The sequence below is a fragment of the Pseudomonas fragariae (ex Marin et al. 2024) genome (assembly GCF_059621105.1).
Genome location: NZ_CM184369.1, coordinates 4,021,072 through 4,046,420 on the forward strand (window position 1 = coordinate 4,021,072; position 25,349 = coordinate 4,046,420).

The 25,349-nt window shown below is 59.9% G+C and carries 23 protein-coding genes; 10 read left to right on the forward strand and 13 right to left on the reverse strand.

Annotated elements, in window-relative coordinates:
- Positions 1-28 precede the first annotated feature (28 nt).
- Positions 29-754 (reverse strand): GNAT family N-acetyltransferase, encoded by a 726-nt coding sequence (locus tag AC54XV_RS17230; RefSeq protein WP_024638663.1) that lies wholly within the window; start codon positions 752-754, stop codon positions 29-31.
- Between the two features lie 576 nt (positions 755-1,330).
- Between AC54XV_RS17230 and katB the strand changes: the two genes are divergently transcribed.
- On the forward strand, positions 1,331-2,836 hold the full coding sequence (katB, locus tag AC54XV_RS17235) for a catalase KatB (RefSeq protein WP_024638661.1): 1,506 nt from the start codon (positions 1,331-1,333) through the stop codon (positions 2,834-2,836).
- A gap of 61 nt (positions 2,837-2,897) precedes the next feature.
- Positions 2,898-3,467, forward strand: coding sequence for an ankyrin repeat domain-containing protein (locus AC54XV_RS17240; RefSeq protein ID WP_011268381.1), 570 nt, complete (start codon positions 2,898-2,900; stop codon positions 3,465-3,467).
- Positions 3,468-3,479: 12 nt separating this feature from the next.
- Here the strand turns inward: AC54XV_RS17240 and AC54XV_RS17245 are convergent, their stop codons facing one another.
- From AC54XV_RS17245 to AC54XV_RS17255, 3 genes are all read right to left on the reverse strand, one after another.
- Entirely contained in the window at positions 3,480-5,573 is a 2,094-nt protein-coding gene (locus AC54XV_RS17245; RefSeq protein ID WP_058398930.1) for a hybrid sensor histidine kinase/response regulator, read from the reverse strand.
- Between the two features lie 216 nt (positions 5,574-5,789).
- Positions 5,790-6,014, reverse strand: coding sequence for a DUF6434 domain-containing protein (locus tag AC54XV_RS17250; RefSeq protein ID WP_011268383.1), 225 nt, complete (start codon positions 6,012-6,014; stop codon positions 5,790-5,792).
- Between the two features lie 109 nt (positions 6,015-6,123).
- The gene (locus tag AC54XV_RS17255; protein ID WP_003403808.1) at positions 6,124-7,008 is read right to left on the reverse strand and encodes a LysR family transcriptional regulator; all 885 of its coding nucleotides are present in this window, start codon (positions 7,006-7,008) and stop codon (positions 6,124-6,126) included.
- 99 nt (positions 7,009-7,107) lie between these two features.
- Here AC54XV_RS17255 and AC54XV_RS17260 point away from each other — a divergent pair, with 99 nt between their 5' ends.
- Entirely contained in the window at positions 7,108-7,587 is a 480-nt protein-coding gene (locus tag AC54XV_RS17260; protein WP_003403809.1) for a multidrug/biocide efflux PACE transporter, read from the forward strand.
- A gap of 102 nt (positions 7,588-7,689) precedes the next feature.
- On the forward strand, positions 7,690-8,523 hold the full coding sequence (locus tag AC54XV_RS17265; RefSeq protein ID WP_496717114.1) for a PhzF family phenazine biosynthesis protein: 834 nt from the start codon (positions 7,690-7,692) through the stop codon (positions 8,521-8,523).
- Positions 8,524-8,529: 6 nt separating this feature from the next.
- Here AC54XV_RS17265 and AC54XV_RS17270 read toward each other — a convergent pair whose 3' ends face one another.
- Positions 8,530-9,681, reverse strand: a complete 1,152-nt coding sequence (locus tag AC54XV_RS17270) for an MFS transporter (RefSeq protein ID WP_003403811.1) — start codon at positions 9,679-9,681, stop codon at positions 8,530-8,532.
- A gap of 224 nt (positions 9,682-9,905) precedes the next feature.
- Here AC54XV_RS17270 and rarD point away from each other — a divergent pair, with 224 nt between their 5' ends.
- Positions 9,906-10,790 carry an EamA family transporter RarD gene (rarD, locus tag AC54XV_RS17275; protein WP_003403812.1) on the forward strand — a complete coding sequence of 295 codons (885 nt, stop codon included), beginning with the start codon at positions 9,906-9,908 and terminating at the stop codon, positions 10,788-10,790.
- Positions 10,791-10,793: 3 nt separating this feature from the next.
- Here rarD and zapE read toward each other — a convergent pair whose 3' ends face one another.
- The gene (gene zapE / locus AC54XV_RS17280) at positions 10,794-11,909 is read right to left on the reverse strand and encodes a cell division protein ZapE (protein ID WP_024651403.1); all 1,116 of its coding nucleotides are present in this window, start codon (positions 11,907-11,909) and stop codon (positions 10,794-10,796) included.
- A gap of 77 nt (positions 11,910-11,986) precedes the next feature.
- Positions 11,987-13,432, reverse strand: a complete 1,446-nt coding sequence (locus AC54XV_RS17285; RefSeq protein ID WP_024651404.1) for a SulP family inorganic anion transporter — start codon at positions 13,430-13,432, stop codon at positions 11,987-11,989.
- A gap of 144 nt (positions 13,433-13,576) precedes the next feature.
- On the opposite strand from AC54XV_RS17285, the gene ampC reads away from it, so the two are divergent.
- Complete coding sequence (ampC, locus tag AC54XV_RS17290; protein ID WP_116831074.1) at positions 13,577-14,734, forward strand: class C beta-lactamase; 1,158 nt, start codon at positions 13,577-13,579, stop codon at positions 14,732-14,734.
- Here ampC and ada read toward each other — a convergent pair.
- Both ada and AC54XV_RS17300 read right to left on the reverse strand, forming a co-directional pair.
- Complete coding sequence (gene ada, locus AC54XV_RS17295; RefSeq protein ID WP_003403817.1) at positions 14,723-15,829, reverse strand: bifunctional DNA-binding transcriptional regulator/O6-methylguanine-DNA methyltransferase Ada; 1,107 nt, start codon at positions 15,827-15,829, stop codon at positions 14,723-14,725. The two genes, ampC and ada, sit on opposite strands and share 12 nt — an antisense overlap.
- Positions 15,830-15,898: 69 nt before the next feature.
- Positions 15,899-16,564 carry a DNA-3-methyladenine glycosylase family protein gene (locus AC54XV_RS17300; protein ID WP_024651405.1) on the reverse strand — a complete coding sequence of 222 codons (666 nt, stop codon included), beginning with the start codon at positions 16,562-16,564 and terminating at the stop codon, positions 15,899-15,901.
- 252 nt (positions 16,565-16,816) lie between these two features.
- Here AC54XV_RS17300 and efeU point away from each other — a divergent pair, with 252 nt between their 5' ends.
- From efeU to efeO (AC54XV_RS17320), 4 genes are read left to right on the forward strand one after another with little or no spacing between them, the layout of a single operon-like run.
- The gene (gene efeU, locus AC54XV_RS17305) at positions 16,817-17,671 is read left to right on the forward strand and encodes an iron uptake transporter permease EfeU (RefSeq protein WP_024651406.1); all 855 of its coding nucleotides are present in this window, start codon (positions 16,817-16,819) and stop codon (positions 17,669-17,671) included.
- Positions 17,672-17,679: 8 nt separating this feature from the next.
- Complete coding sequence (gene efeO, locus AC54XV_RS17310; protein WP_024661104.1) at positions 17,680-18,891, forward strand: iron uptake system protein EfeO; 1,212 nt, start codon at positions 17,680-17,682, stop codon at positions 18,889-18,891.
- Between the two features lie 24 nt (positions 18,892-18,915).
- Entirely contained in the window at positions 18,916-20,238 is a 1,323-nt protein-coding gene (gene efeB, locus AC54XV_RS17315; protein WP_024651408.1) for an iron uptake transporter deferrochelatase/peroxidase subunit, read from the forward strand.
- 29 nt (positions 20,239-20,267) lie between these two features.
- Complete coding sequence (gene efeO, locus AC54XV_RS17320) at positions 20,268-21,092, forward strand: iron uptake system protein EfeO (RefSeq protein WP_003403826.1); 825 nt, start codon at positions 20,268-20,270, stop codon at positions 21,090-21,092.
- Between the two features lie 137 nt (positions 21,093-21,229).
- On the opposite strand, the gene AC54XV_RS17325 is transcribed toward efeO (AC54XV_RS17320), so the two are convergent.
- The 4 genes from AC54XV_RS17325 to AC54XV_RS17340 form a co-directional block, all read right to left on the reverse strand.
- Positions 21,230-22,605, reverse strand: a protein-coding gene (locus AC54XV_RS17325) for an IS3-like element ISPsy9 family transposase (RefSeq protein ID WP_085990149.1) whose coding sequence is annotated in 2 segments (ribosomal slippage) — positions 21,230-22,134 and positions 22,134-22,605 — 1,377 coding nt in all. Because the reading frame shifts where the segments join, the coding sequence is not laid out codon by codon here.
- 507 nt (positions 22,606-23,112) lie between these two features.
- Complete coding sequence (locus AC54XV_RS17330) at positions 23,113-23,883, reverse strand: molybdopterin-dependent oxidoreductase (protein WP_004407366.1); 771 nt, start codon at positions 23,881-23,883, stop codon at positions 23,113-23,115.
- Positions 23,880-24,500 (reverse strand): cytochrome b/b6 domain-containing protein, encoded by a 621-nt coding sequence (locus AC54XV_RS17335; protein WP_011268393.1) that lies wholly within the window; start codon positions 24,498-24,500, stop codon positions 23,880-23,882. Before AC54XV_RS17335 ends, AC54XV_RS17330 begins: the two co-directional genes overlap by 4 nt.
- 74 nt (positions 24,501-24,574) lie before the next feature.
- Complete coding sequence (locus AC54XV_RS17340; protein ID WP_011268394.1) at positions 24,575-25,180, reverse strand: hypothetical protein; 606 nt, start codon at positions 25,178-25,180, stop codon at positions 24,575-24,577.
- Positions 25,181-25,349 lie beyond the last annotated feature (169 nt).

The window sequence follows — 25,349 nt, forward strand, 5'->3', positions numbered from 1 at the left end:
CCTGCCTCGTTCGCACGCTCTTCTTTAATCAGTGCAGCCGCAACGTTTGCGACACGCCGTCTGCCAGCTCATTGTTGCCAAGACGTTGCTCGGCGAGCGTTCTCGCTTCAAGGGCCATGCGGTCCAGGTGGCGGTCGCGTTGCTTCTCCGCATCGACCATCGCGCTGTTGCCATGCTGTTTGAGCAAATAAGCGTGGATCTGCCGCACTTCCACCGAGTTGTAGATCGGTGCGATATCCATGACGGCAAGCAGACCGTCAGTACCGTGATCACGCGTGTTCATGATGACCTGCGGACCACGCGCACCCAGCACCTGAAAACCCATCGCCTCGAAATACGCGACTTTGCCGACCACGCAATACAGCTCTGCATGCGGATAGCGACTGGTCATTTTCTCCAGCATCGAGCGTGCGATGCCCTGACGGCGGTGGCTGTCGCGCACCGCCATGTAAGCTACGGCGCAGGCCTGCGGATCATCCTGCACAGGCAGGTACAGCAAAAAACCCAATACGGTTTCAGGGTCCTCGTCGTCCAGCGCGACGATCAGCTCCACGGCCAGCTGCTGCGAACCGTCCATGGCATTCAGGTACAGATGCACCTCGTACCCCACGCCGTACTGGTAAAGGTTGTACAGCGGGTTGCTCGGCGCGATGGCTACCAGGCTGATGTCAGTCACGTAATCGACGACCATCTGCTGGATCTGGCTACGGATGAATTCCGGCGGCGGGGTGTGTAGCAGCATGATCGTTGGCATGGGACAAGGGGCTCCATTAAAGAGGTGTGCCTGTACAGAATGTGGCCACATGATAGCGCGTCGAGGCATTCAAGACCGATATTGTCATATTGCCAGCATTCTGCAGCGCGGCACCTTAGTTACAACTTATACGATGACCTGGAAAAAGAATATCAAATAGCCACCTACTGACAAGATGGCCACAAGTATCAGTACGATCGTACCAGCGCACATCACGGCCATCTGTAGTGCTACCAGACAATAAAGCTGATAATGATTCACATTGACCTGAACACGGAGAAAAACAGCGTGTTTAATGACTGCCGACATTTAATAAAAATCAAATATTTTCAAGGAGATGCATAACTAGCGAAGGCAGGAAAATATAACTTGATCCACCGCATATGAACGTGCCCTCAGTGCACCCTATCAACGGGTACAAACATTCTTTACCGGGTCTACCTTTTGCCCGAGTATTTATCTCAATCGCCCCGATACATTTTTATAATCACTGTGTTTCCCTCACGCGCCTAAGATAACCCGGCCTACTAAAAATATGAGGGATTCAAAATGCCGTTATTAAACTGGTCCAGACACATGGTGTGTTTAACTGCAGCCGGTCTGATTACTGTTCCGACCGTTTATGCCGCTGACACCCTGACCCGCGACAATGGCGCCGTCGTCGGCGACAATCAGAACTCTCAGACCGCAGGCGCCCAAGGGCCTGTCCTGCTGCAAGACGTGCAACTGCTGCAAAAGCTGCAGCGCTTTGATCGCGAACGCATTCCTGAACGCGTCGTGCATGCCCGTGGCACCGGCGTCAAAGGCGAGTTCACGGCCTCGGCCGACATCAGCGACCTGAGCAAGGCGACCGTGTTCAAATCCGGTGAGAAGACCCCGGTATTCGTACGCTTCTCCTCCGTGGTTCACGGCAATCACTCGCCTGAAACCCTGCGCGACCCGCATGGCTTCGCCACCAAGTTCTACACGGCTGACGGCAACTGGGACCTGGTGGGCAACAACTTCCCGACCTTCTTCATCCGTGACGCCATCAAGTTCCCGGACATGGTCCACGCGTTCAAACCTGACCCGCGTACCAATCTGGACAACGATTCGCGTCGCTTCGACTTCTTCTCCCACGTACCGGAAGCCACCCGTACGCTGACCCTGTTGTATTCGAACGAGGGCACCCCGGCGGGCTATCGCTTCATGGACGGCAACGGTGTACACGCCTACAAACTGGTCAACGCCAAGGGCGAAGTGCATTACGTGAAGTTCCACTGGAAATCCCTGCAGGGCCTCAAGAACCTTGATCCCAAGGAAGTCGCTCAGGTCCAGTCCAAGGATTACAGCCACCTGACCAACGATCTGGTCGGCGCGATCAAAAAGGGTGACTTCCCGAAATGGGATTTGTACGTTCAGGTCCTGAAGCCTGAAGAGCTGGCGAAATTCGACTTCGATCCACTGGACGCCACCAAGATCTGGCCGGACGTTCCCGAGAAGAAGATCGGGCAGATGGTCTTGAACAAGAACGTCGATAACTTCTTCCAGGAAACCGAGCAGGTCGCCATGGCCCCGGCCAACCTGGTTCCAGGTATCGAACCTTCCGAGGATCGCCTGTTGCAGGGCCGTGTGTTCTCCTACGCTGACACCCAGATGTATCGCCTTGGCGCCAATGGCCTGAGCCTGCCCGTCAACCAGCCCAAGGTTGCGGTCAACAACGGCAATCAGGACGGTGCGCTGAATACCGGTCACACCACCAGCGGCGTCAACTATGAGCCGAGCCGTCTGGAACCGCGTCCAGCGGATGACAAGGCGCGTTACAGCCAGCTGCCGCTCAGTGGCACTACCCAGCAGGCGAAGATCACGCGTGAGCAGAACTTCAAGCAGGCGGGTGATCTGTATCGCTCCTACAGCGCGAAAGAGAAGACTGACCTGGTGCAGAGCTTCGGCGAGTCGCTGGCCGACACCGACACTGAAAGCAAGAACATCATGCTGTCGTACCTGTACAAGGCAGATCCGGACTACGGCACTCGGGTAGCCGAAGTCGCCAAAGGCGATCTGAGCAAGGTCAAGTCCCTGGCTGCAAGCCTCAAGGACTGATGATCTGATACCCCGTCCCGGTGCTCTGTCGCCGGGACGGTTCCCGTCAGGAGAACGCTCCATGAAGCATCTGATCTATGGCTTGCTGCTGTTTGCCGCAGCCGCAAACGCCACACCACCGACACCCACTCCCACTCCAGCGCCTTCAGAGCTGAGCGCCGAACAGACTGCCAGCCAGCTGCGCACGCTGTTTTTCGATGCCTCCCGTGAAGGCAACAACCCGATGCTGGACACCTTTATCGAAGCTCATTACGACCTCAATATCCGTGACGAACAAGGCTATACCGGTCTGATTCTGGCGGCCTATCACGGCCATGAAGACTCGGTGATACGCCTGATAGACGCCGGAGCAGACCCCTGCGCCAAGGACAATCGCGGCAATACGGCGCTGATGGGTGCGATTTTCAAGGGTGAACTGAGCATCGCCAAGCGTCTGGTGCAGGCAGATTGTGGTGCGAACCTCACCAACAATGCCGGACAGACCGCCGCCATGTACGCCGCCTTGTTCAAACGCACTGAAGTGCTCAAGGAACTGACCGACAAGGGCGCAGACCTGAGCATTCGTGACAGCATGGGCAATGACGTGGAAGGCTTGTCCAAAGGTGAATTCCAGGCGCCGCCCACCCGCTGACGGCTGCTGGAATCAGTCTTCGCGCTCGATCATTTCGTAGATGCGGCTGGCAAACGCTTCCATGGTGAAGGGTTTGGTGAGCACCCACATGCCCGGATCCAGATGGCCGTTGCCAATGATGGCGTTCTCTGCGTACCCGGTGATGAACAGCACTTTGAGGTCGGGTCGAATGATGCGCGCAGCATCGGCCAATTGCCGGCCATTCATGCCACCCGGCAACCCGACGTCAGTCACCAGCAGGTCGATACGCGCATCGGACTCCAGCACCTTGAGCGCGGATGCACCTTCGCCCGCCTCGATCGGAATGTAGCCCTGATCCTCCAGCACTTCAGCCACCAGCATGCGGATGGTCGGCTCATCGTCAACAATCATTACCGTGCGCTCGGTCTGTGCAGGCGCCGATCCACAGGCATCTGCCGCCTCGATCTCTTCTGGCGCCCCGAGGTAATGACGCGGCAGGTACAGGCACATGTTCGTGCCCTGACCAGGCTCGGAATAGATGCGCACCTGCCCGCCGGACTGGCGCACGAAACCGTACACCATCGATAAGCCCAGCCCCGTACCCTGCCCCAGTGGCTTGGTGGTGAAGAAAGGGTCGAATACCCGATTGATGACCTCGGGCGACATGCCTGTACCGGTGTCGCTGACACACAGCGACAGGTACTGCCCGGGGATCAGGTCGCGGCCTTGCGAACCGCGCTCGTCAATCCATCGGTTGGCCGTCTCAATGGTGATCCGCCCGCCTCGCGGCATGGCGTCCCTGGCGTTGATGCACAGGTTCAACAAGGCATTTTCCAGTTGCGGCGCGTCGATGAAGGTTGACCACAACCCGACCGAGGTCACGACTTCCAGAGTGATGTGCGGCCCGACCGTGCGCCGAATCAGCTCTTCCATGCCGATCACCAGCCGGTTGATGTCGACCGGTTTGGGGTCCAGGGTTTGCCGGCGCGAAAACGCCAGCAATCGATGAGTCAGTGACGCCGCACGTTTGGAGGCATCCTGCGCAGCCCCTAGGTAGCGATCCAGTTCATTGAAACGGCCCTGGCTCACCCGTGTCTTGAGCAGTTCCAGCGAGCCCGTGATGCCGGTCAACAGGTTGTTGAAGTCGTGGGCGATACCGCCAGTCAACTGGCCTACGGCTTCCATTTTCTGGGACTGGCGCAAGGCTTCTTCAGCCTGGCTCAGGCGCTCCTGCTCGCGCAGCCGTTCGCTGACATCGTAGGCAAACAGGTAAGCGCCAATGGCCTGCCCCTGAGCATTGCGCAGCGTGCTGTAACGTATTTCAAAATGGCTGGCCGGATCGTTCGAGTCGCTGAAGCTGACGCTTTCGGCGAACTCTTCGCCCGCTAATGCGCGCGTCCAGCGCCTTTCAAGATCAGCCTTGCTCTGCGGACGGTCGTCGAGCAGGTCGAGCATACTGTCACCCACTTGCGGCCGGATGCCGAACAGGCGCTCGAACTCGCGCAGTGCCGCGCCATTGATGGCCATCCAGCGAAAATTGCAGTCGACGACATGAATGATCGCATTGGTGCCGTTGACGACATCGGCCAGCACATTGCGCTCGGCCACGGCTTCGACAATGCGCGCCTCCAGTGTCTCGTTCAGCTGCTTGAGCTCCAGTTCAGCGCGCTTGCGTTCAGTGATGTCTTGAAACAGTACAGCGACCTGCCGACGGCTGGCCGGCTCGATGCGAAACGCGGTCAAGGCCAGATAGCGCCCGGTGGCCACCAGTTCGCGTTCAAAACGGATCGGCTTGCCGGTCCGCAACACGTCGCCGTAAAACTCCACCCAGCCATCGGCCTCCTCGCGAACCATCTCACGCAGCTTCTTGCCCACCACGTTGGAAATGCCGGCGTGGTACTCATAGGCCGGGTTGGCTTCAACGTGAATGTAATCGCTCAGCGGACCGTGCGGCCCGTCAAGGAATTCAATGATGCAAAAGCCTTCATCCATGGCGTTGAACAGAAAACGATAACGCTCCCGGGATTGCGCCAGGGCGTATTCGGCCTCCCGCCCCGTGACGCTCAGGCTCTCTTTAAGCGAAGCGTTTTCCTGCTCCAGAGCCGCTAGCCGGCTCTGGAGATGCTGTAAATCTGTCGGGGTCAAAGCGGCGGCACCTGAGGCATTGGTTGCGCCGCTTTCCCGTCATGCGGGGCGGCACGAGCACGCTACGAGAAAAACCACTCGCATGCAAAAAATAATGGCGTTTTGAGCTCGTAATTTGTTGGTTCTCGCCAGACCAGAGCGAGAGACGATTTGGTGAGCAGCCTTCACCAGCACAGAAACTTACCCTGCAGGACCGCTCCCATCGCCGCAGCGATGTCAGTTCGATGCTGAGGCTGCGGCATGCAGGCGCAGCCATTGGTCTGCGACTTGCCCCATGTTCTTGGGCTCGCCATTGTTGATCCACGCCATGAATGGCCGATCGAACCTGAACGACGCCCCGCACTGCAAGGTCATGAAGCGCCTGACGTTCTGCGTATTCCGATAGGTGTCATCCACCGGCGTGTCACGCGTGATGAGGTCGGAGTGCCAATCGAAAGCCATGCCTTAATCCTTCTGCTGTCGGGTTGCAGGCACTCTTTATAGCGGGATTCTGGTGCAGTCGCGAGGTTTGGAAGGGCTTGTGGCGTACAGGAAATTGCGCAAACCCGCCTCACTCCCCCGCAAACGGTACCAGCGACTCCAGCAGCCACGCCCCCGCAGGCCCCAGACTGCGCTGGAACGACCAGATGACGTCCACCGCCGAGCGCCGTGGCCAGCCTGAGACTTGCAGTTCTTTCAGCAGTCCGCCCGAGTATCGCGACACCAGCCAGCGCGGCAATGCCGACCAGCCAAACCCGAACGCAGCCATGTCCATCAACAGCAGGTAATTGGGTGCCGACCAATGCCGATGGCCGCTGGTGGGCAGGTCGTCAGTGGGGATGCTGTGCTCGATCAGCGTATTGAGGCGCAAGGCGCGATAGCGGGCCAGCTGTTGGTAATCGACCCGTTCCAGCGCGGCAAGCGGATGTTTGTGCGACACGAACAGCCCGAAATCGGCACTTTCATCGATGGTCGCGTGACCGATTTCCGGTGGATAGCTGGCTTGTGCCGACAGCAGCCCCAGTGAGGCCCTCCCCGACTGCACCAGGCTGATGGCGTCGCCATGCTCGGCGAACACGCATTCCATCTCCAGCTCTGGAAAGCGTTGATCCAGCTCGGTCATCAGCCGTTCGAAATCGGCAAACTGGTTGGCATCCGACAGCACCAGCGTCAGCCGTGGCTCGACGCCTGCCGCAAGCCGCGCAGCCGCGCGACGCAGCCGGTCCGAGGCGCACAGCAGATCATCGACACGGCCCAGCATGACCCTCCCCGCTTCGGTCAGGACCGGTTGCCTGGAAGAGCGATCGAACAGCTCCAGGCCCAGATCGATTTCCAGGCGGGCGATCGCTTCACTGATGGTCGATTGACTCTTGCCCAGCCGGCGTGCGGCGGCGCTGAACGAACCCAGGGCAGCAATCTGGGCGAAGGCTTCCAGGGCTTCGGGTGAATAACTCATGGCACTCTCAAATCGGTTTAACCGATGGTATTGATTTTCAGCTTAACGCAAACACCGATGATAATGCTGCCATCAACCAGCACCAAGGGCAGCGTAGTTATGAGTAACAGCCAACCGCACATTGACCAGCACCCCGGCGTCGCCAGCAAAACCCTGCGTGAGCGGGCACTGCATGCCGCGCTGTTCGAGGTCGGCGGCGTTATTCTGGTCGCACCACTGCTGGCCTGGCTGATGAACCAGTCACTGGCGATGATGGGCGCCATGACGGTGATGATCTCGACCATCGCCATGCTGTGGAACATGACCTACAACACGCTGTTCGACCGCCTGCGCAAGCGCTACGGATTTTCCATGAGCCTGACGGTCCGCGTCCTGCACGCAACGGGTTTCGAAGCCGGACTGATTCTGGCCGTGGTGCCGCTGGCCGCCTGGTGGCTGACGATCAGCCTGATGGAAGCGTTCTGGCTGGACATCGGTCTGCTGCTGATGTTTCTGCCTTACACCCTGCTGTTCAACTGGGCCTACGACACACTCCGTGAGCGCCTGGTGCAGCGACGTCTGGCAAGGTGCGAGGTGTAATGCATCAGGCAAACGCATACCGTGCATCAAATGTTCTCACTGGCTAATCAAATCCTCGCCATTGCACACTGTCCCCTACTGACCCAGGCAAGGACACCTACGATGACAACTGAAGTACTCAAACTGGCGGCGTTCAGCGATGGCGATCGCGGTGGCAACCCGGCAGGTGTGTGGATTGGCGATGCGTTACCCGATGATGCCGTCATGCAGCAGATTGCCGCCGACATCGGCTTTTCCGAAACGGCGTTCGCTGCGCCTGTCGAAGGCGGCTGGCGGGTGCGGTATTTCTCGCCGCTGGCAGAAGTACCTTTTTGCGGGCACGCGACCATCGCCCTGGGCGCAGCGCTGGCGGCACAGCAAGGCGATGGCGTGTTTCAGCTGACACTCAGTCAGGCGCAGATTACCGTCGAGGGCCACGCGCAGGGCTTGCTGACGTCGGCGGCGCTGCAATCGCCGCCTACCTTCAGTAAGCCGATCAGTACGCCGGTGCTGGAACAAGCCCTGGCGCTGTTCGGCTATAGCCATGCCGATCTGGATGAGCGCATTACCCCCGCGCATATCAATGGCGGTGCCGGGCATCTGCTGCTGGCGCTGAACAGCCGGGCCAGGCTCAAGGCCATGCGCTACGACCAGCAGGCGGGTCACGACCTGATGGTTCGTGAAGGCTGGGCAACGATTCTGCTGGCGTGGGCCGAGACCGATCAGTTGTTCCACACCCGCAACCCGTTTGCGTTCGGCGGCGTCTACGAGGACCCGGCCACCGGTGCGGCCACAGCAGCACTGGGCGGCTATCTGCGCGATATCGGCTGGCCGCATGGCGGTTTGATAGACATTATTCAGGGCGAGGACATGGGCAGCCCATCGCGCCTGCGCGCCGAAATCCCGCAGCAACCGGGAAGCTCGATCCGGGTGTCGGGGATGGCGCGCAGGTTGTAATACCGATCAGGTCCTGAGCTTGCTGCCGCCGATCGCCACGCCTACCAGCATCACGGCGACGATCATGAACGCCAGTTCAAGGCTGCTGACATGGGCGATGAAACCGATTGCCGCAGGACCGATCAGAATCCCGGCGTAGCCGACTGTAGTAATGGCCGGGATGGCCACGCTTTCAGGCATGGTCTTCTGCCGACCGGCTGCGCTGTAGCAGACCGGCACGATGTTCGAGCAACCCGCCCCCACCAGTGCATACCCCAGCAGCGCAGCCTGCCAGAACGGGATCAATGTCGCGACGGCCAGGCCCGCCGCGGCACACAGTCCGCCGAGAATGATCACTCGAGTGGAGCCGACCCGTTTTACCACTGCATCGCCAAACAGCCGTCCCAGGGTCATGGTCGCGGCGAATACCGCATAACCCAGCCCGGCATAGGAAGGCTCGACACCCCGCAACGAGGTCAGGAATACCGCGCTCCAGTCGAGCATCGCGCCTTCGGCCAGGAATACAGTGAAGCACAGCAGGCCGATAAACAGCACCACGCCACGCGGAATCGCAAAGGCCGGTCCATCGGACGGACTGCCATAGGGCAATAGATTTGGCGCCGCTTTCGCCAGCGCGGCCAAGGTCAGCACCACCACAATCAGCATCGCAGCAAAAGGCGAGATACCCAGGCTGAGCAGGCCGGCGACACCCGCCGCACCGACAATCCCGCCGAGGCTGAACAGGCCGTGAAAACCCGACATCATCGTCTTGCCGCTGGCGCGCTCGACAATCACCGCCTGCACGTTGGCCGTGCAATCCACTCCGCCCATGCTCGCACCAAACAGAAACAGCGTGGCTATCAATAGCGGCAGACTGGAAATCGTCGCCAGTAGCGGCAGGCACAGGCAGATCAACAGCGTCGAACACACCAGCAGGCGCCGACAGCCAAACCGCGCCGCCAGTGCGCCCGCCAGCGGCATCGAAATGATCGAGCCCACCCCCAGGCACAACAACAAGAGCCCGAGTGTGCCCTCATCAAGGCCCATCCGCTGTTTGACGTAAGGCACCAGCGGCGCCCACGAGGCCACGCTGAAACCGGCAATGAAAAACGCGATACGCGTCGAAGACTGTTCCGCCCGAGCCTTGGCATCCTGGGCTGCGGTGCTGAAAGAGGTCATGCATGCTCCTTGTAATTTGCCGAGTACGGTCACACCGACCAGCGCGACAGCCTAACAAAGCTGATCGATTAGCCAAAACCTCTGATGCACTTAAAGGAGGCTCGTTCCATCGCCATGCGGGGGACGCCTGATTTGCAGCTTTTTGCACCTCAGGCCAGTAGACTGGCGAGCAAGCGCACCAGACAGGTGCGTAATCTGTCGAATCAGCTGTTGCGGAGGCCGTTGTGTACAAAGGTGTGGTGCTGTCGGTCCTGGCGTCTACGCTGTTCGGGGTCATGTATTTCTATACGTCACTGATGACCCCGCTCGACGGTGAAGAAATCTTTGGCTGGCGCATGCTGCTCACCGTGCCATGCGCGACGCTGTTCATGCTGGTCAGCGGTGACTGGCGGCGAGTCCGCGAAGTGGCTGTCCGGCTCAGGCAGCAACCGCTGCTGATCTTCGCGCTGCTGCTGTCTTCGGTGCTGCTCGGTGCGCAGCTGCTGATCTTCATGTGGGCACCGCTGCACGGGCGCAGTCTGGAGGTATCGCTGGGCTATTTCCTGCTGCCGCTGAGCATGATTCTCACCGGCCGCGTGGTGTATGGCGAGCACCTCTCCTACCTGCAGAAAGTCGCTGCGGTGTTTGCCATGATCGGCGTGGGGCATGAGCTGTGGCGGCTGGGCAGTTTCTCCTGGGAGACCCTGCTGGTCGCGGGCGGCTATCCGCTGTACTTCGTGCTACGTCGCAAGCTCAAGACCGATCACCTCGGCGGGCTCTGGTTCGACATGCTGCTGATGCTGCCCATCGGCCTGTGGTTCATCGCCCACGGCCATCCGCAGGCCATTCAGCAGGCACCGCTGTTGTACCTGTTGATTCCGCTGCTCGGGGTGATCAGTGCCTCGGCGCTGGTCAGTTACATTCTTGCCAGCCGCCTGCTGCCGTTCAGCCTGTTCGGGCTGCTCAGTTATGTCGAGCCGATCCTGCTGGTCGGCGTCGCCCTGCTGCTGGGCGAAAGCATCAGTCGCGATGAATGGCTGACGTACCTGCCGATCTGGCTGGCCGTGGTGGTCCTGATGATCGAAGGCGCCAAGCATATGCTGGCCCAGCGCCGCCGGGACGCGAGCTGAGCGTCAGGACTCGGTGAAACGCTCCAGCTGCATTTCCTGAAGTCGACTGAGGGTGCGCCGGAAGGCAAACGACAGGTAGCCCTCGGTGTACAGCTCGTCCATCGGCACCGGCGCTTCGACATACAGCGGAATGCGCCGGTCATAGCACTCGTCGACCAGCGCGATGAAACGGCGCACGCCATCATCGTTGGGCGACAACTGCGGCAGCTCGCGATCGCCTGCGGTCACCTGCTCGACGCCATCCTCGGTGCCGCGGGCAATTTTCGCTTCGCGCTGTGCGGCCCCCAGCAGCGGCACCTCGCTGAGCAGAATCACCGAAAAGCGATCGCACAAGGCGATGAAATCCATGGCCGCCAGCGGCTGTTCGCAAAGGTCGCGATAGCGGCACCACACGGCCGTGTCGGAATGCTGAACCACGTTGATGCTGCGATAACCGAGCATGACCTGCGAATCGTGAACCGGCTGATCCGCGCTCAACGCGTCGAAGATGCCCTGCAAGGCGCTGGGTCGACCGGCTTCGGCAATCCAGTAACGCTGATGCAGTTGCCCGGGGTGCAGCCGGTGATCCTCGCCGCCGTCGACCGCCACGACATCCATGTACTTGAGAATGGCCGCAACCGCTGGCAGGAAGCGCTCGCGATTGTGGCCATGGCTGTATAACTGCTCCGGTGGCTGGTTGGACGTGCAGACCAGCACCACGCCCTCTTCGAACATCACCTGCAGCAACCCGCCCAAGATCACCGCGTCGCCGATATCGGTGACGAACAGCTCATCGAAACACATCACCCGCACGTCACGCGCCAGCTCCCTGGCGACCACAGTCAGGGGTCGGGATGTGCCCATCAACTCGAACATGCGTTTGTGCACCCAACGCATGAAGTGATGAAAATGCTGACGCCGGGCCGGTACGCTCAGGCTCTCGAAAAAGCGGTCCATCAGCCAGGTCTTGCCACGCCCGACCGGTCCCCACAGATAAACGCCGCGTGCCCGACCGCGAGCGTCGGCAAGCCCCTCGTAACACGCCTGCAACTGCCGGGCGGCCTGCAATTGCGCCTGATCGGGTTGAAAACCACGCTGGACGGCACGTTCGTAGGCTTGCAGAGGAGAGACGGCATCCATCAGGCACACACCCTTCGCTATCGGAGAAAAGACATCCAGCCTATACGAGGCCGCGCCGCGCAACGCAACTCATCAACTCAGGCATGCTGTACGCCGGCACGCTTGAGCAGTCGCTTGCAGCGCTCGGACAGGTGGACCACACGCAGATGCTTGCCCGCTTTGGCGTAACGCTCGCGCAGGGTCTTGAGCGCAGCGATGGCCGAGTAGTCGACAAAGCTCAGGTGGCGGCAATCCAGAGTCACCTGAGTCGGGTCTTCGGCCGGGTTGAACTGGTCGAGAAACGGTGTGGTCGAGGCGAAGAACAGCGTGCCATGCAGGTGGTAGACCTTGCTGCCATCCGCTTCGACATGGCTGTCGGCGTACAGCTCGCGAGCCTGCTGCCAGGCGAAATTGATCGCCGCGATAATAATCCCGAACAGCACTGCGGTGGCCAGATCGGTCAGCACCGTGACCACGGTCACGGCAATGATCGCCAGTACATCGTTGACCGGCACCTTGCGCAACACACGCAACGAGGCCCAGGCGAAGGTCTGCTGGGCGACCACGAACATCACTCCGACCAGTGCCGCCAGTGGAATGCGCTCGATCAGCGGCGAGAGAAACAGCACGAACATCAGGATCATCAAGCCGGCGACCACGCCCGACAGCCGACCGCGGCCGCCAGAACTGAGGTTGATCACGGTCTGGCCGATCATCGCGCAGCCGCCCATGCCGCCGAAGGCACCGGACACCACGTTGGCAGCGCCCAGTGCTACACATTCGCGATCCGGATAACCACGGGTTTCGGTGATTTCGTCGGTCAGGTTCAGGGTCAGCAGGGTTTCCAGCAGACCGACCAGCGCCATCAGAATGGCGTACGGGGCAATGATGCGCAGGGTCTCAAGATTCCACGGAATATCCGGCATGGCGAATACCGGCAAGCCACCGGCAATGTGCGCCATGTCGCCCAGGGTGCGAGTCGGCAGGCCGAGCAGGTACACCGCCAGCCCGACGCTGAGGATGGCCACCAGCGCTGGCGGCGCAATGCGGGTCAGGCGTGGCAACAGGTAGACAATCGCCATGGTCAGCGCCACCAGCCCGAGCATCACGTACAGCGGCGTACCGCTGAGCCACGATTCACCGACCTTGAAGTGCTCAAGTTGCGCCATCGCAATGACGATCGCCAGGCCGTTGACGAAGCCCAGCATCACCGGATACGGCACCAGCCGCACCAGTTTGCCGAGCCGCAGCAAGCCGAACAGGATCATGATCAGACCGCCCAGCAATACGGTCGCCAGCAAATACTGCACGCCCTGCTGAACCACCAGCGCGACGATCACCACCGCCATTGAACCGGCCGCACCGGACACCATGCCCGGGCGCCCGCCGAACAACGCGGTCAGCGTACAGATGATGAACGCACCGTAAAGCCCCATCAGCGGATTGAGATGGGCGACCAGCGCAAAGGCGATGCACTCGGGCACCAATGCAAAAGATGTGGTGAGGCCTGCCAGGACTTCGGCACGTATACGGATCGTTTTCATGGGTTACCTGAGCGGCGCTCCATGGAGGAAGCGCAAAAAAGGGGGCATATTACGCAAACCTTTGACGACCGACCACCACGGTGGGGCTTCCAGGAAAGCTCTCTGATGATCGGCCCATGCCTCAAAACAACAAGGAGTAAACCGATGCAATGGAATGGAGCGCTGCTCTGCACAGGACTTCTGCTGGTCAGTGCAGTGGCTGTTGCCGACGACGACACAGCGTCTGTCGACGCATTCGTGCAGGCAGAAGCCAGTAAAGTGATGCAGGAAAATCATATCGCGGGCCTGTCGATTGCCGTCACTCGCCAGGGCAAACAGCAGTTCTACACCTATGGCGTCGCGTCAAAAGCCACCGGCCAGCCAGTGACCCGCGATACGCTGTTTGAACTCGGCTCGATCAGCAAGACCTTCACCGCCACCCTCGCTACCTGGGCGCAGGCCAATGGGCAGCTGTCGCTGACGCAAAGCATCGACAGCTATATTCCGCAGTTGCAGGCCACGCGGCTGGGCAAGGTGCCAATTTTCCATCTGGGCACCCACACGGCTGGCGGCTTCCCGCTTCAGGTGCCGGACAAAGTGCAGAACACCCTTCAGTTGATGGAATATTTCAAGGCCTGGCAGCCCGAATATCTATCCGGCACCCATCGCACCTACGCCAACCCCAGTGTGGGCCTGCTCGGCATGGTTGCAGCGCGCAGCATGCAACTGCCGTATGAACAGGCCCTGCAGCAGCGGCTGTTTCCGGCCCTGGGTCTGAGTAATACCTATATCGACGTGCCCGATGAAAAACAGGCGCTGTATGCACAGGGCTACAACAAACTCGACGAGCCGGTCAGGGTCAATCCAGGTCCGCTGGCGGCTGAGGCCTACGGGGTGAAATCGAGCAGCGGCGACTTGCTACGCTTCGTCGAAGCGAACATCGGCCTCGGTCAAAACGACGCCGCGCTGCAAAAAGCCCTGCGCGATACCCGGACCGGCTATTTCAAGGTCGGCGGCATGACTCAGGACCTGATCTGGGAGCAGTATCCGCTGCCGGTTCGTCTGGAGACGCTGCTTGAAGGCAATGCCAGCGCCATGCTGAACACGGTCAAAGCCGAAATGATCGAACCGTCGCAGGCAGCGCAATCTTCGGTCTGGGTCAACAAAACCGGATCAACCAACGGTTTCGGCGGCTATGTGGCGTTCATTCCGGAGCAGCAGTTGGGGATTGCCATCCTCGCCAACAAAAACTACCCGAACGAGGAGCGGGTGAAACTGGCCTATCGGATTCTGCAGAAAATGGGCTGCTACTCAACGCCCTGAAAACAGCCCTGCCCCTTCGGCCGCTTCGATTTCAAGCAGCTTGCGCTTGCGCTCGACGCCCCAGCGGTAGCCCGACAACGATCCATCGCTGCGCACCACGCGGTGGCAGGGAATCGCCACCGCGAGCTTGTTCGCACCGCAGGCGTTGGCCACCGCACGGACTGCACTGGGCAGCCCTATCTGCGTCGCGATCTGTGTATAGGTGGCCGTCGATCCGGCAGGAATGTCCCTGAGCGCCTGCCAGACCCGCTCCTGAAACACCGTGCCGCGGATATCCAGTGGCAGCGCCAGGCCGGTCGCAGGTGATTCGACAAAACCCACGACCTCGGCAACCAGTTGTTCGAACGCGGCGTCTGCACCGATCAGGTTGGCGTTGGGAAACTGGTCCTGGAAAGCTTCGATCAGCGCATGCGGGTCATCACCGAGCGAAATCGCACAGATGCCCTTGCTGCTGGTGGCCACCAGAATCGAACCCAGCGAACTTTCCCCCAGAGCGAACCTGATATCGACATTGGCGCCGCCCGCGCGGTATTCGGAAGGTTTCATGCCGAGCATGTTCTGCGAAGCCTCATAGAAACGACTGTTGGCGTTGTAGCCCGCCTCGTACAACGCACGGGTAATGCTTAGGTCCTGTGAGAGCTGGACTTTCACCCGCGAACGTAACGAGGCGACACTGTAGGCCCTGGGCGTCAGCCCGGTCAGTCTTTTGAAAATGCGGTGGAAATGAAAACCGCTGATCCCGACCTGCTCCGCAAGCGCGGTCAGATTGAGCATCGAATCGGCGGCATCGATCAGTCTGCAGGCCTGGGCAACGACTTCTGCGTGCTTGCGTTGCAGCGCGTTTGAGTCGCCGGCATTGCGCAGGGATGGGCGAAACCCGGCGGCCTCGGCGTCGTGCGCACTATCAAAAAACACCACGTTTTCCGGACGCGGCAGCCGGGTCGGGCTGCACGGCTTGCAATAGATGCCGGTGGTCAGCACGCCATAAACGAAGTCAGCGCCGGCGTGTGAACGCCGATTGACCAGGATGTCCCAGCGCGGGTCGTCTTCAGTGCGCAGGGCGCGTGCCGTTTGAGTGCCTTCTGTGCTGTCCATGGTCGAGCCTGCCTTGAGTTTCGATAAGCCTGCGCCTGTCGGAGCCACTGGGCACTCCGAGTCTTGCTTTCAAATTCGAGATGAGCCGAGTTCGCTGAAATCGACCGGTACTCGCCACAGATACCAGGCAGCAATGGTTCGGTAAGGCGCGAAGCGTTCGGCAAGCCGGGCCATTTGCCGGTGCGACGGTTTGAGTTGCAGAGCATACAGTCGCCGGTATCCTTCGCACACGCCGAAGTCGCTGGCTGGCATCACATCCAGCTGACCGAGCCCATAGATGAGCATCATCTCCACGGTCCAGCGCCCCACGCCCGGCAACTGGATCAGGCGTTCGACCAGCGCCTCGTTGCCCATCGCCAGCGCAGCACTGACCTCAGGCACCAGACCGTCCAACCGCGCAGCGGCAATCGCCTTGATCGCCCGGCATTTGGACGCCGAGAAGCCACAGGAACGCAGTGCCTGATCATCCAGCTCGACCAGTGCCGGGGCGCTCGGAAAGCTGACCTCTGGAAAGAGGGAGCGCAATCTCAGGACCATCGCATCGCCCGCCCTGGCATGCAATTGCTGATAGGCAACGGCCTTGACCAGCGCCTGAAACGGGTCCTGCGCTGCGCTGACCGGATGCAGACAAGGGCCGACCAGGTCGATCAGCGACTGCCATTGCGGGTCTAAAGACCTGAGCGCCGCGACCGCCTCGGCATGCTCGCGGTCGGTGCTGTCTGATTCTGATGACATGATGATTTCCAGATGAGAGCGGCAACCAGGGTTTACAGGGGGGTTGAAAATGATCGCTGATTGTCGAAGGCCGCGGAACGTTCAAAACACCGTGAGCGATTAGCTGAACCTGACCTGAACGACCTGCCAAAAACGCAATCCCGATAAAAAACAACTACACGCATTCAAGAATGAGTATCATTATGTTACGCAGTGTTTCCGGCCGATGGCTCGTCGAGACACATTCACCCTACAGCTTTGACCCGGTGAGATATGCTCGTTCCCTTTTTGATCATGCTGCGCGAAGGCATCGAAGCCGCACTTATCGTTGGCATTATCGCCAGTTACCTGAAGCAGACCGGCCGCGGCGAGTGGATGCCTGCGGTGTGGATCGGCGTATTTCTGGCTGTCGCGCTGTCGCTGTTCGTCGGTGGCGGGCTTGAGTTGATGAGCGCCGAGTTTCCGCAGAAGCAGCAGGAACTGTTCGAAAGCATCGTCGGCCTGATCGCCGTTGGCATTCTCAGTTCCATGGTGTTCTGGATGCGCAAGGTGGCACGGTCGATCAAACACGCGCTGCACGAATCGCTGGACGCAGCCCTCACCGGCTCGAAAAACCAGACCTACGCGCTGATCGCCATGGTGTTTTTCGCCGTGGCCCGCGAAGGGCTGGAAACCGTATTCTTTCTGCTCGCTGTGTTCCAGCAGAGCGAAGGCTCCGGCGCGCCGTTGGGCGCCCTGCTCGGTCTGTTGCTGGCGGTCGGTTTCGGCGTGGCCATCTACAGCGGCAGCATGCGTCTCAACCTGAGCCTGTTTTTCCGCTGGACCGGGCTGTTCATTCTGGTAGTGGCGGCGGGCATTCTCGCCAACTCCGTTCAGGCACTGCATGAAGCCGGGGTCTGGAATCACCTGCAGGAAGTGGTCTTCGACATCAGTGCACGGTTGCCGATGGACGGCCCTGCCGGTTCGGTGCTGGCAGGCATGTTCGGTTACCAGGACGCGCCGACGGTCAGCACTCTGAGTGCCTACCTGATTTACCTGATCGGGGCGCTGCTGCTGTTCTTCAAGCCGCATACCCCGACGACTGGCAAGGTCATGCAGCCAAACACCTCTTCTGTTACGAACGAATAAGGGCCTCCATGTCTAACCGTCCCTCAGGGCCTTCCGGGAAAGCCCGGCCGCCCCGTGTCCTGCGATTGGCAGTCGCCGGCTCAGTGATCCTCATGATCGCCGCAGGCGGGCTGTTCTACTACGCCTCGCAGGTCGCCGCGAAAAAGCGCGCAGCCAATGCCGGAACTGAAACCGTGGTCAATATCCACGCGCACAACTGCGAACCGAACGCCTTGACGGTCGCGGCGGGCAACAACGCCTTCCGCATCGTCAACCGCTCCGAGCGCGCCGTCGAATGGGAAATTCTCGATGGCGTGCTGGTGATCGAAGAGCGGGAAAACATCGCGCCGGGCCTGAGCCAAGTGATCAATGCCAACCTGGCACCCGGCGATTACACGATTACCTGCGGTCTGCTGAGCAATCCGCGCGGCACCTTGCACGTCACGCCGACGGCAGAGTCCGACGCCAAGGCCAAGGCGCGTCCGTCCATGACCGCCTTCATCGGGCCGCTCTCCGAGTACCGCGTGTACCTGAGCCTGCAGAGTTCGGCGCTGATCAAGGCAGTCACCGCCCTGCAACAGGCCATTGATGCCGGCGACCTGAGCGCCGCCCAGGCGGCCTACCTGCCCGCCCGCGCCGCCTACCAGCGCATTGCACCGGCTGCACAGCGTCTCGCCGAACTGGACAATGCAATCAACGCCCGCGCCGACTACTACGAGAAACGTGAACAGGACCCCGGCTTCAGCGGTTTCCATCGCATTGAATACGGCCTGTTCGAGCAACACAGCGTCGAGGGCCTGACGCCGGTGGTGCAGCGTCTGCAAACCGATGTCACCCAGCTCAAGCAACAGTTGCTGGCGCAATCGCTGGCGCCCGAGCAATTGGCGGCCATCGCCACCCGCACCCTGCGCAGCCTGGCTGAGGTACGCAGCAACGGCGAAGAGGAACGCTACAGCCACAGCGACCTCAACGGCTTTGCTGCCAACCTGGACGGCACCCGCAAGATCGTCGACCTGCTGCGTCCGTTGCTGGCCCGCAGTGCGGGCGATCTGTTGCAGAAGATCGACGCGGCCATGGCCGATCTGGACACCACGCTCGATGCGCTGAGCAGCGCCGACGGTGGCGTGCGCCCGTACGATCAGGTGGACGCGACGCAGCGTCAGCAGATCGCCGCCAAGGCTGGCGCTCTGGCTGACGCGCTCAATGGTATCGACCCGGCACTCGGCCTCTCCGGCCTCTGATTTACTGGAGCACAGCACATCACCATGAAAAACCCGGACAGCAATCCAGACACAAGCAACGCTCCGACCTCCCTGCAACGCCGCCGCGTGCTGATGGGGCTTGGCGCTGCAGGGGCCGCGCTGGCTGGCAGCAGCCTGAGCGGCAACGTACTTGCCGCAGCACCTGCACAAGTCGCCGAAGCGCCAAACAGCGAGAAAACGCAGGACCACAACGCGTTTCACGGCGTGCATCAGAGCGGCATCGTCAACCCGCGCCCTGCCGCGGGCATGCTGGTGGCGTTCGATGTTCTGGCCGCCGACCGTGAGGACCTGGAACGCCTGTTTCGCACGCTGAACGAGCGCATCGCGTTCCTGATGACCGGTGGCCCGGTGCCGGAGATCGATCCGAAACTGCCCCCTCCGGACTCGGGCATTCTCGGCCCGGTGGTGACCCCGGACAACCTGACCATCACCGTGTCGGTGGGCGAGTCGCTGTTCGATGAGCGTTTCGGCCTGGCCCCGATCAAGCCGAAACGCCTGAGCCGGATGACCGGTTTCCCCAACGATGCGCTGGATCCGGCCAGTTGCCACGGCGATCTGAGCATCCAGTTCTGCGCCAACACCGCCGACAGCAACATCCATGCGCTGCGCGACATCGTCAAGAACCTGCCCGATCTGCTGCTGGTGCGCTGGAAACAGGAAGGCACCGTGCCGCCCCAGGCACCGAAGAAACCCGGTCAGCCGCCGGAAAGTGCGCGCAACTTCCTGGGTTTCCGGGATGGTTCGGCGAACCCGGATTCCAACAACCAGAAGACCATGAACGAACTGGTCTGGGTGCAGCCGGGCAGCGACGAACCGGCCTGGGCCGCCAACGGCAGCTATCAGGCGGTGCGCATCATCCGCAACTTCGTCGAGCGTTGGGACCGCACGCCGTTGCAGGAGCAGGAATCGATTTTCGGTCGCAGCAAAAGCACCGGCGCGCCCATGGACGGCAAGGTCGAGAGCGATGTGCCCAACTACGCGGCAGACCCGGAAGGCAAGAAAACCCGGCTGGATTCGCACATCCGCCTGGCCAACCCGCGTACCGCCGAAAGCCAGCGCAACCTGATCCTGCGTCGTCCGTTCAATTACTCCAACGGGGTGAACAAGAACGGGCAACTGGACATGGGCCTGCTGTTCATCTGCTACCAGGCCGATCTGGAAAAGGGCTTCATTACGGTACAGAGCCGGCTTAACGGCGAGCCGCTGGAGGAATACCTCAAACCGGTCGGTGGCGGCTATTTCTTCACCCTGCCGGGGGTAACCGGCGACCAGGATTTCATCGGTCGCTCGCTGCTGGCGGCCGTAGCGCCCACTAAAAACGCATGACCTATCCACTCCTGACCCGGAAGACACTCATGAAAAAGACGCCCCTGGCTTTGCTCCTGACCCTTGGCCTGCTCCAGACCCCACTGGCGGCCTTTGCCGCCACCGCGCCGCTGGATCTGGTAGGCCCGGTGTCGGACTACAAGATCTACGTGACCGAGAACATTGAAGAGCTGGTCAGCCACACCCAGAAATTCACCGATGCCGTGAAGAAAGGCGACATCGCGACAGCCAAAAAGCTCTACGCCCCTACCCGCGTGTACTACGAGTCGGTAGAACCGATTGCCGAACTGTTCAGTGACCTGGACGCCTCCATCGACTCACGCGTCGACGACCATGAACAAGGCGTGGCGGCGGAAGACTTCACTGGCTTCCATCGTCTGGAATATGCGCTGTTCTCGCAGAACACCACGAAGGATCAGGGCCCTATCGCCGACAAGCTGTTGAGCGACGTCAAGGACCTGGAAAAGCGCGTGGCCGACCTGACCTTCCCGCCTGAAAAAGTCGTCGGCGGCGCCGCCGCCCTGCTGGAAGAAGTGGCAGCGACCAAGATCTCCGGCGAAGAAGACCGTTACAGCCACACCGACCTGTATGACTTCCAGGGCAACATCGACGGCGCGAAAAAAATCGTCGACCTGTTCCGCCCGCAGATCGAACAGCAGGACAAGGCCTTCTCCAGTAAAGTCGACAAGAACTTCGCCACCGTGGACAAGATCCTCGCCAAGTACAAGACCAAGGACGGTGGCTTTGAAACCTACGACAAAGTCAAAGAAAACGATCGCAAAGCCCTGGTCGGCCCGGTCAACACCCTGGCAGAAGACCTCTCGACCCTGCGCGGCAAACTGGGCCTGAACTGACCTGAAACGCCGCGCCTGCCCAAGGTGCGGCTCTTTGCCCTGCCCGGTGGTTACTGCACCTGAGTGTGACGCAGAGCGTCACGAACTGCATTCCCACGCGGAGTGGTGTGACCCCCGAAGGTTGGACAATTATCCACCTACGCTGCCTTGGCGGCCTGCATTCTGTATTCCACAGGACTCAGGCCGTTAAGCTTCAGTTTTATGCGTGAGTGATTGTAATACTCAATGTACTCTTCGATACCCGCTTGAAGCTCATCCAGATCGTTAAATTTGTTCAGGTAGAAAAATTCGGATTTCAGCGTGCTAAAAAAGCTCTCAATAGCCGCGTTGTCGTAGCAGTTACCCTTGCGCGACATGCTGGCTGCGATCGAATTCTCATTGAGCAGTCGCTGGTAAATAGGCATCCGATATTGCCAGCCCTGGTCGGAATGCAAAATCGGCTTTTCATGCGGTCCAAGCCGCTTAAATGCTCCTTCAAGCATTTCGTCGACCATGGAGTACAGCGGGCGCCTGGCAATCGCATAGGAAATGATTTCGCCGCTGTACAGATCCATGATCGGCGACAGATAGAGTTTCTGGCCTCCTACTTTGAATTCGGTCACGTCGGTGGCCCATTTCTGGTTAAGGTATTGCGCTTTGAAATCACGCTTTAGCAGGTTAGGCGCGGCCTTGCCTGTTTCGCCTTTGTAGGAACGGTATTTCTTCACGCGTATCAGGCTCTTCAGGCCTAGCTGCCCCATTAGTTTCTGCACCGTCTTGTGGTTCACAAGATGGCCCGCCCTGCGCAAAGCTGCCGTGATGCGACGATAGCCATACCGGCCCTTGTGCTCGTAGAAAGTTGCCTGAATCAGGTCTTTCAGCCCGGCGTATTTGTCATCTGCCAGCAGTACCTTTTGTTGATAGTAAAAAGTGCTGCGTGCCAGACCGGCAAACTTCAGCAGGCCGTCCAGAGAATGTAAAGGCCTCAGTTCCATCACGATTTGCGCTTTTTCTGCTGCGCTATTCGTTGCTTCTTCTGAACCAAGGCATCGAGCTTTTTTAGATAATCGACCTCCATCCGCAGTTGCTTCACCTCGGCAAGCAACTCGTCACGCGAGCGCGATTCATCGTTGATCGGAGCGGAGTTCACAGGGGGAAGGGGCGTCGTCATCTTTCTTGGGCGTCCAACTTTCTTAGGGGGCTTTGAGGATGCGTTAAGAGCACCTTCGTCAAAAAGGCGCTGCCATAGATTGATGATGCCGAACTGACGGATATCGAACAAGGCCGCTGTCTGGCGCAGTGATAATCGCTCATCATGCATGCGCTTCAAAACAGCTAGCTTGAATTCGTCACTGTAACGCTGCCGCCTTTTCTCTTTAAGAGCGGCTGGGCCGTGGATCTGATAAGCCGCGACCCACTGACGAAGGCAGGAAAAGTCCACATCGTGGCGACGCGCAACATCCCTCAAACCTGCCTTGCCGGCACAATACTCTTTCACGGCTGCGAGTTTTGCCTGCTCTGTATATTTACCCATGACGCCTCCAAAGGTTGCATCCAACCTTCGGGGGTCACACCAGAGCGTGAGGAACGATAGTCATCAGCCTCTCAGCTACGCTTCTAAAAAGCTTTTCAACCACGATGGCACTGACGACGCAGAGTGCGACGTTAGTGACGGCTGAGTCCTGGCGCTGATCCGGGGGTAGCCTGGCAGGACGCCAGGCTAGCCGCACCGCGCCATGGATGGCGCGTTGCGGCGACCTCCGGATCAGTGTCAGGACGAAGGAACCCGACGAAGTCGGGCCGGAAACAGGAGCGAAAGGCTTCGGTTACTTTGGCCTCATCAAAGTAACTCGCCGAGGGGCGAAAAGGTGACCTGAGCCGAACTTCAATCCACCTGACAAAGAAAAACCGCCATGTGACGCAGAGCGTCAAAGCGTCACGAACTGCATTCCCACGCTGGAGCGTGAGGAACGATAATCTCACTACCGCCATCGTGCGACGCTCTGCCTCGCATGCCCTTCTGGACGCTCTGCGTCCGCTCCTAGATCCCGCTGAACCAGTTGTACCCCTGATCCTCCCAATACCCGCCAGGATTCTCGTTACTGACGAAAATCTCGACGATGTGCTTGGGATTCTTGAAGCCCAGCTTGGTCGGCACCCGCACCCGCAACGGGTAACCGTAATCAGGTGGCAGGGCCACTTCACCGAAATCCAGCGCCAACAAGGTCTGCGGATGCAGCGCAGTAGGCATATCCAGACTTGAGTAATAGCGGTCAGCGCACTTGAAACCGACAAAACGCGCCGTCGTGTCAGCGCCGATATACTCCAGGAACGTCTTCAGCGGCACGCCGCCCCACTGCCCTATCGCACTCCAGCCCTCGATACAGATCAACCGCGTGATATCCGTGCGTTGCGGCAGTTTGCGCAGCGCCTCCAGCGTCCACGGCTGCTTGTCGCGCACCAGCCCCGACACCGCCAGTTGGTAATCGGCAAGATCCAGCTCCGGCACGTTGTATTCAGGGTAGAACGCATTGAACGGGAACGGGTTGGTCAACTGCGCCTTGCTATAGGTCGGCGCCAGCTTCTGGCCGTTGAACAGCCAGGCCTGAACCCGGTCATTCCAGCGCGACATGGCCCACAGCACCTTATCGACCTGATCGCCATCCTGCAGGTTGCAGCCCGTGAGCATCGACATCGCGCCCACGGTCAGCCCCGCGCGCAGAAACGAGCGGCGCTGGATATCCACCAGCTGACGCTGCTGCGCAGGCTCCAGAATGATGCGCTGAGTCGTACGTTTACGTGGTTCGTTCATGATTGCGCAGTTCCGTCTTCGTTCGGCTGGCGGCCGCCGGTAATCATCGGCAGCAAGGTACTGGGCACCAGCACGACCAGCAGCAGATGGACGATGACAAACGCGCCGATGGCGGTCATCGCCCCGAAATGTACCCAACGGGCGAAATCGAATCCGCCCAGCAGACTGACCAGCCCTTGAAATTGCACCGGCTTCCAGATGGCCAGGCCGGACAGCACCACCAATACGCCCATGGCCAGCACCAGCCAATACATCAGTCGTTGCACGGCGTTGTAACGGCCTTTGACGTGGACCAGGCGAAAATGCAGCGCGTCATTCATGTCACGCGTCACTTCGGACGGCCGTACCGGCAGCAGATCGCGCTTGAAATGGCGGCTGAACACGCCATACAGCACATAAATCAGACCGTTGATGACCAACAGCCACATCACCGCGAAGTGCCAGGCAATGGAACCGCCCAGCCAGCCGCCGAGTGTCAGGAATTTGGGAAAGGTGAACGGCATCAGTGGTGATGCGTTGTAAATCGCCCAACCGCTCATGAACATACAGACCATGCCCACGGCATTGACCCAGTGGGTCAGGCGCACCGGCCACGGATGAATGGGGCGGGTTTTCATGTCGAGATCCCTCTGATCAGGCATGGAAGAGGCTATCAGGGGCAGCCTTGTGCCCCTGATAGCCCTGGCGGTGATTACATCGGCGGTGTGAAACCGTCCTTGCCGACGGCAACACCGCGAGCGGACTTGCCGTCGTCAGCCGGGAATACCACGACCTTCGCGCCTTTGGTCAACTGGTCAACCTTGCCTGGCTCGACGTAGGCGACAGGCACATCCTGCGGCACCACCAGTTTCTTCTCGCCACCTTCATACTTGACGATGAGTGTGCGGCCATTGGTGTCGGCCAATGTGCCAACGGTGCCATTGGTCATGGTGCCGGTGCTGCCATCCGCGTTTTGCCAGCCATAGTGACCTTCGCCGCTGCCTTTGAGGCTCGCCTCAAAAACGGTCACTTCCAGCGCTTCCAGCGTGCCGTCAGATTTCGGTTTCGCTGCCGAACCGACAAAACTGCCGTCTTTGATTTGCTTGAAGTCAGCTTCGGACACAAGACGAATACCGGTCTTGTCAGTCAGCTTGATACTTTCGTGCTGACCCGAACGGGTGGTGAAGTCGAGGGTGTCGGCGCTGACGCTGTCGACGGTCCCGCGCATGGGTTTGACCACCTTCATGTCGGCAGCCTGGGTCATGACAGCGGCACTGAGCAACAGCAGGCCGAACGTAGTAGAGAGTGCAGTCTTCATCGGTACTTCCTTGGCAGGTGAGATCTGAAAGCCATCCTTGCACCGCTACCGGCACCGTAGAATGACCGGGCAATGACATTTTTGTCATTCGCCGGACACCCTGTCGGCAACTGGTTAGACTCCGGCATCGGCGCAACAAGGGCGCCAGGAAAAGCGTAGCGGACAAAAC